This is a genomic window from Pseudomonas sp. HY13-MNA-CIBAN-0226 (genome assembly GCF_040310305.1).
Lineage (GTDB): Bacteria > Pseudomonadota > Gammaproteobacteria > Pseudomonadales > Pseudomonadaceae > Aquipseudomonas > Aquipseudomonas gregormendelii.
This window is the reverse complement of sequence record NZ_JBEOPS010000039.1, coordinates 1-13759: the sequence shown is the minus strand read 5'-3', so window position 1 is coordinate 13759 and position 13759 is coordinate 1. Positions and strand designations below refer to the sequence as shown.

Annotated in this window: 9 protein-coding genes and 3 pseudogenes; 9 read left to right on the top strand and 3 right to left on the bottom strand. The window is 55.7% G+C overall.

The window, feature by feature from the left end:
• The 6 genes and pseudogenes from AAEZ05_RS27445 to AAEZ05_RS27425 all read left to right on the top strand — a co-directional run.
• Window positions 1-153: pseudogene (locus tag AAEZ05_RS27445) on the top strand (phosphonoacetaldehyde hydrolase); the annotation flags it as partial.
• Window positions 154-229: 76 nt separating this feature from the next.
• Window positions 230-1750 (top strand): acetaldehyde dehydrogenase ExaC, encoded by a 1521-nt coding sequence (exaC, locus tag AAEZ05_RS27440; protein WP_350649674.1) that lies wholly within the window; start codon window positions 230-232, stop codon window positions 1748-1750.
• Between the two features lie 152 nt (window positions 1751-1902).
• A pseudogene (locus tag AAEZ05_RS30905) lies at window positions 1903-2928 on the top strand (HAMP domain-containing protein); the annotation flags it as partial.
• Window positions 2929-3072: 144 nt separating this feature from the next.
• On the top strand, window positions 3073-3786 hold the full coding sequence (locus tag AAEZ05_RS30900) for a methyl-accepting chemotaxis protein (protein ID WP_502947796.1): 714 nt from the start codon (window positions 3073-3075) through the stop codon (window positions 3784-3786).
• Between the two features lie 138 nt (window positions 3787-3924).
• Entirely contained in the window at window positions 3925-5880 is a 1956-nt protein-coding gene (gene acs, locus AAEZ05_RS27430) for an acetate--CoA ligase (protein ID WP_350649671.1), read from the top strand.
• A gap of 166 nt (window positions 5881-6046) precedes the next feature.
• A complete protein-coding gene (locus tag AAEZ05_RS27425; protein WP_045061586.1) occupies window positions 6047-7147 on the top strand; it encodes an alkene reductase in 1101 nt (366 codons plus the stop codon).
• Between the two features lie 46 nt (window positions 7148-7193).
• On the opposite strand, the gene AAEZ05_RS27420 is transcribed toward AAEZ05_RS27425, so the two are convergent.
• Window positions 7194-8078 carry a LysR family transcriptional regulator gene (locus AAEZ05_RS27420; RefSeq protein ID WP_045061585.1) on the bottom strand — a complete coding sequence of 295 codons (885 nt, stop codon included), beginning with the start codon at window positions 8076-8078 and terminating at the stop codon, window positions 7194-7196.
• Window positions 8079-8177: 99 nt separating this feature from the next.
• On the opposite strand from AAEZ05_RS27420, the gene AAEZ05_RS27415 reads away from it, so the two are divergent.
• The 3 genes from AAEZ05_RS27415 (at window position 8178) to AAEZ05_RS27405 (ending at window position 11017) form a co-directional block, all read left to right on the top strand.
• A complete protein-coding gene (locus AAEZ05_RS27415) occupies window positions 8178-8570 on the top strand; it encodes a VOC family protein (protein ID WP_045061584.1) in 393 nt (130 codons plus the stop codon).
• Between the two features lie 236 nt (window positions 8571-8806).
• Entirely contained in the window at window positions 8807-9259 is a 453-nt protein-coding gene (locus tag AAEZ05_RS27410; protein WP_350649668.1) for a hypothetical protein, read from the top strand.
• Window positions 9260-9451: 192 nt separating this feature from the next.
• A complete protein-coding gene (locus tag AAEZ05_RS27405; protein ID WP_160298068.1) occupies window positions 9452-11017 on the top strand; it encodes an EAL domain-containing protein in 1566 nt (521 codons plus the stop codon).
• Between the two features lie 927 nt (window positions 11018-11944).
• Here AAEZ05_RS27405 and AAEZ05_RS27400 read toward each other — a convergent pair.
• Both AAEZ05_RS27400 and AAEZ05_RS27395 read right to left on the bottom strand, forming a co-directional pair.
• Complete coding sequence (locus AAEZ05_RS27400; RefSeq protein ID WP_442963639.1) at window positions 11945-13246, bottom strand: NAD(P)/FAD-dependent oxidoreductase; 1302 nt, start codon at window positions 13244-13246, stop codon at window positions 11945-11947.
• Window positions 13247-13606: 360 nt separating this feature from the next.
• Window positions 13607-13759, bottom strand: a pseudogene (locus tag AAEZ05_RS27395) (phosphonoacetaldehyde hydrolase); the annotation flags it as partial.

The window sequence follows — 13759 nt, the reverse complement described above, 5'->3', positions numbered from 1 at the left end:
TCGGACAGGTTGGCCGAAGAGCGGGCGCGCATCGTCAAGATGTTCGAAGGCTCTCGCCCGCACTACCTGATCGACACCATCGTCGATTTACCTGCCGTCATTGAGGACATCAATGCCCGACTGGCGCGTGGAGAAACCCCGCAGGGCTCTTGATCCCACACGGCTTGTGTCAATGACAGTGACCGTCCTAAGGACGGTCACAACCAAAAAACAACAAGAGAATCCAACCATGAACTACGCCCACCCAGGCACTCCCGGTGCCATCGTTTCCTTTAAGTCCCGTTACGGCAACTACATCGGCGGTGAGTTCGTCGCGCCGGTCAAAGGTCAGTACTTCACCACCACCTCGCCCGTGAATGGCCAACCAATTGCCGAATTTCCCCGCTCCAGCGCTGAGGACATCGACAAGGCTTTGGATGCAGCCCATGCCGCGGCCGATGCCTGGGGCAGAACCTCGGTGCAGGACCGCTCTTTGGCGCTGTTGAAAATAGCCGACCGCATCGAACAGAACCTCGAACTGTTGGCCGTTACCGAAACCTGGGACAACGGTAAAGCTGTGCGTGAAACGCTGAATGCTGACATTCCGCTGGCCGTGGACCACTTCCGCTACTACGCCGGTTGCATTCGCGCCCAGGAAGGGAGCTCGGCCGAAATCAACGAACACACCGCGGCCTATCACTTCCATGAACCCCTGGGCGTGGTCGGGCAAATTATTCCGTGGAACTTCCCGATCCTGATGGCCGCCTGGAAGCTTGCCCCGGCGCTGGCAGCCGGCAACTGCGTAGTGCTCAAGCCAGCCGAGCAAACTCCACTGGGCATCACCGTGCTGATGGAGCTGATCGGCGACCTACTGCCGCCCGGCGTGTTGAACGTGGTCCAGGGTTTCGGCAAAGAAGCCGGCGAAGCCCTGGCCACCAGCAAACGAATCGCCAAGATCGCCTTCACCGGCTCGACTCCGGTCGGCTCCCACATCATGAAATGCGCCGCCGAAAATATCATCCCGTCCACCGTGGAGCTGGGCGGCAAGTCGCCGAACATCTTCTTCGCCGACATCATGGACGCTGAAGAAATTTTCATTGAAAAGGCCGCTGAAGGCCTGGTGCTGGCGTTCTTCAACCAGGGCGAAGTCTGCACCTGCCCGTCTCGCGCACTGGTGCAGGAGTCGATCTACGACGACTTCATGAAAGTGGTGATGAAAAAAGTCCTGCAGATCAAGCGGGGCGACCCGCTGGACACCGACACCATGGTCGGCGCACAGGCGTCCGAGCAGCAGTTCGACAAGATTCTTTCGTACCTGGAAATTGCCAAGGGCGAAGGCGCGGAGCTGCTGACCGGCGGCAAGGTGGAAAAACTCGAGGGCAACCTGGCGACCGGGTATTACATCCAGCCGACCCTGCTCAAGGGCACCAACAAAATGCGCGTGTTCCAGGAAGAAATCTTTGGCCCGGTGGTGAGCATCACCACCTTCAAGGACGAAGCCGAAGCCCTGGCCATCGCCAACGACACCGAGTTCGGCCTGGGTGCGGGCCTTTGGACTCGCGACATCAATCGCGCCTACCGCATGGGCCGCGCCATCAAGGCCGGTCGCGTATGGACCAACTGCTACCACCTGTACCCGGCGCACGCCGCGTTCGGCGGTTACAAAAAATCCGGCGTCGGTCGTGAAACCCACAAAATGATGCTCGACCACTACCAGCAGACCAAAAACCTGTTGGTGAGCTACGACATCAATCCGTTGGGGTTCTTCTAACCCCGCGCAAAATCCTGTGATGCTGAACCTGTAGGAGCTGCCGCAGGCTGCGATTTTTTTGATTTTAAAGATCAGGATCAACAGATCGCAGGCTCTTACAGGAACGGTTGCTCACGTACGAATTGATTGCTATCGAACCTTCGGAGTCCTCGATGAAAATCCGTTACAAGGTAAGCCTTGTGGCTGCCTGCGTGCTGTTCATAACAACCAGTTTGCTGTCTCTGATCCAGGTCAGTCAGGTTCGTACCATTCTGCGCACGCAAGTCGAGGAGGGCATCTCCCAGTCGAGCAATGCCGTGGCACGGCAGATAGAAAACTGGCTGAACGCGAAACTTCGGCTGATGGACCTGACGGTCCAAACCGTCGACAGCCAGTACAATCCGCAAGCCACTCAACGCATCATCAATTCCCCAACACTGAAGAATGAATTCGAGCTGGTTTTCGGTGCGCTGGAGTCTGACGGCAAACCCATCAAGAACTCCGCCTCCTGGAATCCAAAACCTGATTACGATGGACGCTTACGCCCTTGGTATGCGACCGGTAAAGGTGCTACGCAGGCCGTTTTAACCGAACCCTACAAAGACTCCACTACCGGTGACATCCTGATTTCGGCCGTTGCCAGGATCACCGATGCCAATCAGTTTGTCGGGGTGCTAGGTGGGGACCTGCGTTTGAATACGGTGGCCGAGGCCGTCAATACGCTTGATTTCAGTGGGGCTGGCTATGCGTTCCTGTTAAGTCGAAACGGCAACATCATTTCCCACCCGGACGCCCAGCTAAACGGTAAGTCCTACACGGAGATTTTCGGTGGGGCCCAGCCTCCACTGAACAGTCAGATCCAAGAGATCAAGGTCGGGGAGAAGAAACTTCTGCTGTCCTTCATACCGCTTTCCCGGCTCAAGGGTATGGATTGGTATATCGGGGTTGTACTTGACCAGGACATCGTCATGGCCGCAGCCCATGTGCTGAGCTGGCGAGCCGTCATGGGTACCGTGCTCGGCGTGATAATCAGCCTGCTTCTGTTAGGCCTGTTAGTGAAGCGACTGCTTTGGCCACTGCAGCAACTCCAAGACTCGCTCGTCGATATCAATCGCGGGGACGGCGACCTTACCCGGCAATTACCCGTGCGTGGCGATGATGAAATTGCACGGGTCTCCGGAGAGTTCAACCGGTTTCTGCAGAACCTGAAAACGCTCATTGGTGATGTGAAGAGCAGCTCGCAACAAGTCCGCGAGAGCACCGCAACCACTTCATCTGCAGCGGATCAGGCGGCCAACCGTGTACAGATCCAGTTGCAGGAGCTGGATCAACTGTCCACCGCCATGCAGGAGATGGCCTCGACCGCCGAAGACGTTGCGCGAAGTGCTCAAGCTGCAGCTGTGGCGGCAATCACTGCCAACGAGGAAACCGAAGACGGAGTGGCGCTGGTCTCCAAGTCAACCGGGGCGATCAAGCGTCTGGCTGAGGAGATGGACAGTACAGGTCATGCCATCAATGAGTTGTCCACGCTCAGTCAAAGCATCGAATCAATCGTGGCGGTTATCACCAGCATCGCCGACCAAACCAACCTCCTGGCGCTCAATGCAGCCATCGAGGCGGCACGCGCTGGTGAATCGGGACGCGGGTTTGCCGTGGTGGCTGATGAGGTGCGCTCACTGGCTTCACGCACTCAACAATCCACTCAGGAAATACGCCTGATGATTGATCAATTGCAGACGGGTGTGAAACACGCACAAGTGCGTATGCAGCAGAGCCGCGACACTGCCAGCAAGACGGCAGGGGATGCCTATGCAGCAAATGAAACGCTCGAGCGCATACGTGAAGCCATTTACCGCATCAATGATATGAATCTGCAGATTGCCGCTGCCGCTGAAGAACAGAGTGCCACGACCGAGGAAATCAATCGCAACACGACCAACATCCGCGATATCAGTCTTGAAGTATTCGGCGGTGCCGAGAAGCAGGTCCGCCAATGTTCAGAGATGGGGGAACATGTAGGCGAGCAAGACAGACTTCTCAGCCGTTTCAGGATTTGAAGTACGCAACTGAATGACATTGTCCGTGGCTAAGTACGGCATCGGCCGCTGCGAACGGCGGCCCGTCTCAATGCTGAATGACAACTGAACGCAAAGTTTCAGATCACAAAAAACAACTACTCCACCGAGGTAAGAAAGATGAGTGCGGCTTCCCTGTATCCCGTTCGTCCCGAGGTAGCAGCCAACACGCTGACCGACGAGGCAACCTACAAAGCCATGTACCAGCAGTCGGTCGTCAACCCGGACGGCTTCTGGCGCGAGCAAGCCAAGCGCCTCGACTGGATCAAGCCTTTCACCACGGTGAAGCAGACTTCCTTCGACGATCACCACGTCGACATCAAGTGGTTCGCCGATGGCACCCTGAACGTTTCCTACAACTGCCTGGACCGCCACCTGGCCGAGCGCGGCGATCAGATCGCGATCATCTGGGAAGGCGATGACCCTGCCGAAAGCCGCAACATCACCTACCGTGAATTGCACGAAGAAGTCTGCAAGTTCGCCAACGCCTTGCGCGGCCAGGATGTGCATCGCGGCGACGTGGTGACTATCTATATGCCGATGATTCCCGAAGCCGTGGTCGCCATGCTGGCGTGCACCCGGATCGGCGCAATTCACTCGGTGGTGTTCGGTGGTTTTTCGCCGGAAGCCCTGGCGGGTCGGATCATCGACTGCAAATCCAAGGTGGTGATCACCGCTGACGAAGGCATTCGTGCCGGCAAGAAGATCCCGCTCAAGTCCAACGTCGATGACGCCCTGACCAACCCGGAGACCAGCAGCATTCAGAAGGTCATCGTGTGCAAGCGCACCGGTGGCAACATCAAGTGGAACCAGCATCGCGACATCTGGTACGAAGACCTGATGAAAGTGGCGGGCAGCGTCTGCGCGCCGAAAGAGATGGGCGCTGAAGAAGCGCTGTTCATCCTCTACACCTCCGGTTCCACCGGCAAGCCTAAAGGCGTGCAGCACACCACTGGCGGTTACCTGCTGTATGCGGCCATGACCCACGAGCGCGTGTTCGACTACCGCCCGGGTGAAATCTACTGGTGCACCGCTGACGTCGGCTGGGTCACCGGCCACACTTATATCGTCTATGGCCCGCTGGCCAATGGCGCGACTACCGTGCTGTTCGAAGGCGTGCCGAACTACCCGGACATCACCCGGGTGGCGAAGATCGTCGACAAGCACAAGGTCAACATCCTCTACACCGCGCCAACGGCGATTCGCGCGATGATGGCGGCGGGTAACGCGGCAGTTGAAGGCGCTGACGGCAGCAGCCTGCGCCTGCTGGGTTCGGTGGGTGAGCCGATCAACCCGGAAGCCTGGGATTGGTACTACAAGAAGGTCGGCCAGTCGCGCTGCCCGATCGTCGACACCTGGTGGCAGACCGAAACCGGCGGCAACATGATGAGCCCGCTGCCGGGCGCGCATGGCTTGAAGCCTGGTTCGGCGGCTCGTCCGTTCTTCGGCGTGGTGCCGGCACTGGTGGACAACCTGGGTAATATTCTGGAAGGCGCGGTTGAGGGCAACCTGGTGATTCTGGATTCGTGGCCAGGCCAGGCGCGCACGCTGTATGGCGACCATGACCGTTTTGTCGACACCTACTTCAAGACCTTCCGTGGCATGTACTTCACCGGTGACGGTGCCCGTCGTGACGAGGATGGTTACTACTGGATCACCGGTCGCGTGGATGACGTGCTGAACGTGTCCGGCCACCGCATGGGTACCGCCGAGATCGAGAGCGCGATGGTTGCTCACCCTAAAGTCGCCGAGGCGGCCGTGGTGGGAGTGCCGCACGACATCAAGGGCCAGGGCATTTATGTGTATGTGACCCTGATCGGTGGCGAAGAGCCGAGCGAGCAGCTGCGCCTGGAGTTGAAGAACTGGGTGCGTAAAGAGATCGGGCCGATTGCTTCACCAGATGTGATCCAGTGGGCGCCGGGGCTGCCGAAGACGCGTTCGGGCAAGATCATGCGGCGGATTCTGCGCAAGATTGCGACCGCTGAGTACGATGGGTTGGGGGATATTTCGACACTGGCAGATCCCAGCGTGGTACTGCAACTGATCGAAACGCACCGGAGCATAGACGCTGCCTGATAATTCTGGCGTTTCATGCAGACCCGTTTCATTCAAGACAAGGGTGGGCATTATCGATTATCCGGATTGACCGTAATATGTTTTACGGACAGAGGCGATTATCAGGCATTTTTATCAGGCTATTCTGCGCCCAGTAGATCCACTGAAACCTTCCGAGGAAACGTTGATGTCCCCACTATTTACACCCGGCTCTGTTGGTGCATTGCGTACCCCCAATCGCGTAGTTATGGCTCCCATGACTCGCTCTCGCAGCACTCAGCCAGGTGATGTACCTAACGCAATGAACGCCACCTATTACGCACAGCGGGCATCGGCAGCGTTTATTGTCACCGAGGCGACCCAGATTTCTGCGCAGGGTAAGGGATATTCCTATACCCCCGGCATTTACAGTGACGAACAGGTTGCTGGGTGGCGCCTGGTAACCGATGCTGTGCATGCTGCTGGCGGTCGCATCTTCCTGCAACTGTGGCACGTGGGACGCATGTCGCATCCAGACTTCCATAACGGTGAGCTACCCGTTGCGCCGTCTGCAATCCCGTTCGACGGCAGCATCTGGAAAGTTGACCCATCGACGGGTGTGGGCAGCATGGTCATATGCCCGACCCCGCGAGCCCTGGGCCGTGACGAAATACACGACGTCGTCAACGACTTCCGAAAAGCGGCCCGTAACGCCATGGCGGCCGGTTTCGATGGTGTGGAAGTGCATGGCGCCAACGGTTACCTGATTGATCAGTTCATGCGCACGACATCCAACGTGCGTACGGATGAGTACGGCGGCTCGCGCGAAAACCGCCTGCGCTTTCTTAAAGAAGTCATGGATGCCGTGATCGATGAAGTAGGTGCTGATCGCACGGCGATTCGCGTGGCACCATTCCTGACGGCGCGAGGCATGGCGTGTCCGGATATTCTCCCGACGATTCTGGAAGCAGCCACCTATTTGCAGGAACAAGGTATTGCGTACCTGCATCTGGTCGAGGCGGACTGGGATGACGCCCCTAAATTCCCAGAGGAGTTCCGCCAGGCTGTGCGTGAGCGCTTTCGCAACGCCATTGTGGTGGCCGGCAAATACGACTTGGAATTGGCAGACTGGGTGTTAAATAAAGGCTATGCCGATTTTGTCGCTTTCGGTCGCAAATTCGTAGCCAATCCGGATCTGCCGCTGAGGCTGGAGAAGGGCTACCCATTAGCCGGTTTGGAAGGTGCCGAGTTGTTTGGTGGCACCGAACGTGGTTACTCCGATTTTCCTGTCTGGTCTCAGCACGGCTGAACCATAAGGCTCGGCAAATCCAGCCATTAATCTCCTTGACGCGGGCTTAAGTCGCCAGCGCCAAGGCGATTTTGTCCATCAGCAATTTGACTCGACGTGGCAACGCATGGCCGGAAGGGTAGACAATTTGCAAGTCCACACCCGTTAAAGAATACGCCTCCAGCAACTCGATCAGTCGACCTGCCGCCAAGTCATCGCGCACATCAATGTAGGACTTGATGCAAATACCATAACCAGCCAAACACCACTGCCGCACTTGATCGCCGTCGTTGGCGATACGCCTGCCTGATACCAGAACCTTGAAAGAGCGACCGTCAGCGCGGAACTGCCATTGACGATGGATGTTGGAGCCGAAGCGCATCAGGATACACTGCTGCTGGGCCAACTCAGATGGATGTCGTGGCGTTCCATGAACCTCTATATAGGCCGGTGAAGCACACACCACACGGCGTCCCTCGCTAAGTTTTCGTACGCGCAGCGTACTGTCGGACAAAGCCCCATAGCGGATGGCAAAGTCGATCCCTTGTCCCGCAAGATCCAGAAAACCGTCAGTCAAGTTCAGGTCAAGGCTGACATTAGGGTTTTCTTCGAGAAACTGATCCAGAATGGGCACGATTCGATTTCGCCCCAAGTCGACTGGTGCACTCAATCTTATGAGGCCGGAAATACGCTCGGTGCCCAGTTTGATGTTGCTCTCGATGTCTTCAGCATCGGCGAGCAGTCGACGCGCGCCGTCCACCAGAAGCCGCCCTTCATCGGTCAGGCTGATTGAGCGGGTAGTGCGGGTTAGCAATGTCGCCCCGTAATGCTTCTCTAAAGCCCCGAGTCGCTCCGACACTGAGGTTGGCGAAAGCCCTACCTCTCGGCCTGCCGCCGACAAACCACCTTTCTCCACAATCAGTAAGAACAGCGCTAGATTTTCGAAGAGCATTATTCGGATTTCCCTGAATATGATTGCGCTTTTAGCTGGATTCTACGCTATCTCAATTAACGATATTGTTCCCCCATTGACTTAATGAGGAACCTATCGATGGTTATCGATCACGTTACCCTGCGGACCCTAGACCTCTGCGGGACTCGCGATTTTATGATGCAAGTCTTTGATCTGGTAGAAGGTCGTCGGCCCATTGAAATAAGCGGCATCGCTGGCCATTGGTTGTACAGCGATGGTGAGCCTCTGGTTCATATCATTGAATCCCACGGCTCGGGCCTGCTTCGAGTGTCTGAGTTTATTGATCATGTCGGTTTCCGCATGGGCGACTACGAGGCATTCAAGGCAAAGCTTGAATACCTTGGCATTGCATATAGAACGATGCAGGTTCCAAGCCTCAACGAGCGGCGCATTTTCCTACGCACTCCAGGCGGGCAGTTGTTGGAAACCGTCTTCTCTAACCCTGTTGAAAAAGCTGATAGAGAAATGTAGCGTGCCGCCGTTACTCATGTGTCCGTTGCGTATTGAAAAGCACACGCATCACAAGGTCTGATTTCGCTGTTCACTCTTAGCGATGCGGACTCTGCCTTAGGCAAGACGACAATGTGGTATCGAACAATGTGTTGACGCCGAGGTCATCTATAAGCGAGTGGCTAAGATAAAAATTCTCTGACTTTAAAGTCTTGGTTTTTTTTCGGTCGCTGATTTCTTGGTAAATCGTGGTGCCTTTGCGACACATCTCCCTGGACAACCTCACCGAGATTAAAAAAATGCTCATGAACAAAGCGACGATTTGCAGCCTCGTGCTCACACTCACGACCTCGGTGTGCTGGGCCGCCGACAACGTAACCACCGTACCGGTGAGCTTCGCCAAGGGGGCTAACAGCGCCCAGGTTAAAGGTACATTCAAGGGCCATGACACTGTTCAATACACCTTGGCGGCGAATTCGGGCCAACGTATGACTGTGCAGATCACCGGCAGTAGCAACGCGAACTTCAACGTGTTCGCGCCAGGCGATCAACCGGGGCAGTCCAGTGCCTTGGCTAATGGCGGCGTTGGCTCAGACTGGACTGGAGCGCTACCTGCGTCGGGCAAATACACCGTGCAGGTTTTTCAGATGCGCGCCTCGGCCAGGCGTGGTGAGGCTGTGCCGTACACAATCAGCTTCAGCATCAAGTGATCCATCGGGAAAAGTTGATTCTCATGTGGGATTCTTCTTCTCTGGGTCAAAACCTGAACGGCTATGCGCTAACAAGGGTGGATGGCCAAACCAGGACAAGCCAGACCCATTTTGTCACGTTAAGATATGGTTCTGAAGTTTGAGCAATGAATTCTTTTCTCTATAACCAAGGCGGGGCCAATGCGGTCGTCTGTGATCTGGCAGGGCGTAATTGCGAGTGTTCTTGTAACTTGCTTGGCATTCGGCGTAATGGGCGGTGTCGGATGGTTGCTAACGCTTAACAGCACCGAACGACAACTGGAAGAAATTGCTGTTTTGTTATCCCAGCGTGCCCATTCGACACTCCTTCAAGCTTCAGATGCTCTGAAGTCAATTGCGTCCAGCGATCTGCTTCCTTGCAGCCCGGAAAACATCGACCAGATGCGTCTGGTTGCGATCAATACCCTTTCAGTGAAATCAGTAGGCTACGTCCAGGAGGACATCTTTGTATGCGGCTCCTGGGGAATGATCGGGAAGAAAGTCGACGCATTGCCGGCAGATTTTACAACTGACGGTGGTGTGAGAGTCGCGATAAGTGTGTCGCCCGTGCTTGAGTCAGCCAAGCCACTGATGGCTCTGGAATATGCCGCCTTCAACGTTCTTGTTGACTCAGAGCAGTTGCTGGACGTGCTGTTCGATCATCGTGTCAGGCTTGCAATAGCCACTCTTAACGGCGATCTCATACGTGCCAGCAGTCAAGGCAGTGAAAACATAGTGGCGTTGGCGCACTTGGGCCCGACTAGAGGGCTTAGGGATGGCTACCTCTATACCTCCATCCGTCAAGGTTCCTGGGTAGCGATTGCAGCGATACCCCGCTCTGAACTGTTAGATATTTTTCTCTGGCACTCGGCATACATGCTCCCGCTGGGTGCTTTACTTGCAGGTGTATCGGTATTCGGTATCGTCCGAATATCGAAGCGACGTCTATCACCGGTCGCTGCACTTGAACGCGCGGTGAGGAACCATGAGTTTGTCGTGCATTATCAGCCGATTATCGAGCTTGAGCATGGGCGATGTGTGGGGGCGGAGGCCCTGATACGGTGGGTCAAGCCCGGTCATGGGACAGTGTCCCCTGACTTGTTCATCCCTCTGGCAGAAAAAACCGGATTAATTCTGGCAATTACCGACCAGGTCATGAGTCAGGTGATACGCGATCTGAGGAATGTGCTCGTGGCTGATCGTTCAATGCATGTGGCCATTAATCTGGCAGCATCTGACGTGTGTAGCGGACGGTTCATGGTTGTTCTGGAAAAGATGAGGGAGAAAGCCGGAGTCCTCCCTTCCCAAATTTGGCTAGAGGCAACCGAGACTGGGTTCATGGATTTAAAACCGGCAAAAGAGACGATGAGCAAAGCTCGCGCGTTGGGTTACGTGACTGCACTGGATGATTTCGGGACCGGATATTCCAACCTGCAAAACCTCCAACAGCTACCGCTGGACATCCTGAAAATCGACAAGTCTTTTGTTGATGGCATTTCTCAACCGCAGGCGGCAGCGGTTTTAATCGACCATTTGATCGACATGGCTGACTCGCTGGGCTTGGCTATTGTGGCTGAAGGCGTTGAGACAGCAGATCAATTGGCCTATTTACGCTCCCACAACGTCCGCTATGCCCAAGGTTGGCTTTTCGCCAAAGCAATGAGCGCTGAAGCGTTCATCTCCTATCTGGCCGGTGATATCCAGGATGGCACCAGGGCCAGCAACAGTGCAACTTCTTGAGCCAATAACGGGGCATCCGGCTCCAGCACAAGCACAAGGACGGCAAGCATGCACAGCAGCAGCCAGGTTGAGAAAAGACGACGTAACGCGCGTGTCAGCTTTGCCGGCTCATCCTTAAAACGTAGTGTGCGTCGGCTGCGGATGACCAACCACAAAATCAGAGGCAACAGCAGTATCTGCACTAGCTTAAGAGCGAGCTGATTGCGGGTACCAGCCGAGTTGTAGTCGCGAGCAAATTGTTCTTCTATCTCCAAACCTCACCACATGGCGTCCCAGGTCGAGGCCTGACTCATGCTTGAATCAAGACCCCGCCAAAGAAGCGCCGCATCCGTCAGTGCAGTCGGTAAGGCTTTCGTCGGAGGTGCGTTCGATGGTGGCATTACTGGAAAACGTATCAGCATTGGCAAGAGCCGCGAAGCACAGGAATGATGCCACTACCCATCTTCGAACCGCGTGAGACAAAGCTGAGTTTTTCACCATGCGCATTGATTGAGGCTTCCGTACGTAAACTGTTCAGCTGGCGACGTAATGTCCGAGAGCACAGATTTTGTGATAACTGCTACACACTTAGCTTACGAACCTCATGGCTGCTTTAGGGAAGATGGCATTCGGCCCATGCGTATGCCAAGAGCTCATCACCCTTACTGTTGGAGTTCGGAAAGTGACTATGCCGGACGAGCTCCCTACGAGACCTATTGCGATGATGTGCATCGATACAGCGGTTCATGGCTAAAGTGGTCATCACAAGCGGGCTAGTCAGTTTGGCCCGCTTGCTAGTTTGGATAGTGCAAAGTGTCAGTTGTACGGAGTTAACGGCTGGCGATAGCTCATCAACCGGGTAGCGTTCAGTTAGCGGGATAGCGAATTCTTTATCATAAAGATCGAGAGTGACTTTCCAGGTAGTTCATATGGAGTTTTTATTGGCTATCAGCGAAGCTTTTCCAACATCTGGTAGTACCACATCCCCACCGAGAGCATCGGATTACCGAGCATATCGCCCAGCGGCACCTTGATGTGCTTGCACCCGGCAAAGGTATCAAATTTTGCCAAAGTGCCTGTCAACGCCTCTGCCATTATCTCTCCCATGATGTGGCTTGTAGCGATACCGTGCCCTGAATAGCCTTGGCAATACCAAACATTGTCCGAAACCTTGCCCAACTGCGGAATGCGATTCATCACAATCCCCATCGCACAACTCCACTGGAACTCGATGTCCACGCCCTTCAGGGCCGGGAAAGTGCGTTCGATGCACGGGCGAAGTTCGGCGGCGATGTCTCGCGAGTCGCGTCCAGAATAGTTGGCTCCGCCGCCGAACAACAATCGACCATCGTCCGTGAGGCGGTAGTAATCAAGGACGAATCGACAGTCATAAACAGCCAGGTCGTGCGGGTTGATCTGGCGCGCCAACTCGCCCAGCGGAGCAGTGGTCACAATCGCGCCCATGGCCGGAAAAATTTTGCCCTTTAGCTGTTTGCGCTCGAGCTTGTGATAGACGTCGCCGGCTAGCAGAACCTGGCCCGCATCGATGCGGCCCTTAGATGTGATAACGGCGGGCCGGTTACCATGGACGATCTCCAACACCTCGGAGTTCTCGAAGATCAATGCGCCAAGGCTGTGCGCGGCGCGAGCCTCTCCCAGGCATAGGTTCAGCGGATGCAGGTGCAAATTGCGCGTGTTTTTCAGGGCGCCCAGATACAGTTCACTGTCCAAATGCTGTCGCACGCCGTCCTGATCGAGCAGGGTGACCTGATCACCCATGCCGCGTCGTTGTGCTTCTTCGTAGAAGGCTTGCAGTTCCATCACGTGGGAAGGTTTCATCGCTGCATGCAGATGACCATGCTTGAGGTCGCAGGCAATTGCGTATTTATTCACCCGGTTCTCGATGATTTGATGGCCTCGCCAGCGCAGGTGCCAGATGAAATCATCCACTTCATCGCCCAGGCGCTTGCGCATCTGTTGGCGCATGGCCGTATCTCCCGACAGACTGCCGGTGACCTGGCCGCCGTTGCGCCCGCTGGCGCCCCAGCCGATACGGTTGGCTTCGACAATCGCGACCTTGAGCCCTCGTTCGGCCAACTCTACGGCGGTGGCAACACCGGTAAAGCCACCACCAATAATCACAACGTCGACGCTGTGTTGACCTTGTAATGTCGGGTACTGGGTTGGGTCATTGAGGCTGGCGGTGTAATAGGAGGCGCTGCGCTGGGCAGCACCAATGACATTGCGCATAGCTGCAGTCATGGGATCATTCCTTCTCGCATTGAAATCGGCCGTGTTCAGGCCAATGGAATCAAGTCGACGCGAGGGCTCTATCTGGTGGGCGCGCGTGACGGCAATGCCACAGCGCCCAGAAGGCCAGAATGATATTGAGCAGGGGGTTTTCGCAAAGACGGGCTCGCACCTTCGGGAGGTAAGGGCGCAGAGGGCGACGGATCAAGTGCAGAGTCGAAATCATGGCTTCGAATACTCCCACCGCCCGAGTGTTCCTTAAATCGGCATTTGTGGATCTTTGGTTGTTGCTTAATTAAACAATCCCGGCAAAGCGGCCGCCCGTGGGCGGCCAGTGTCAGCGGCACAAGCCGCACAGGTTCAGGAACCCTGAGGCGTTTCACCCCGTGCCAGACGAGCATTGATGTCTTCAATGACCGCAGGTAAATCGACGATAGTGTCGATCAGGTAGTGCGGGCGAGAGCCTTCGAACATCTTGACGATGCGCGCCCGCTCTTCGGCCAACCTGTCCGA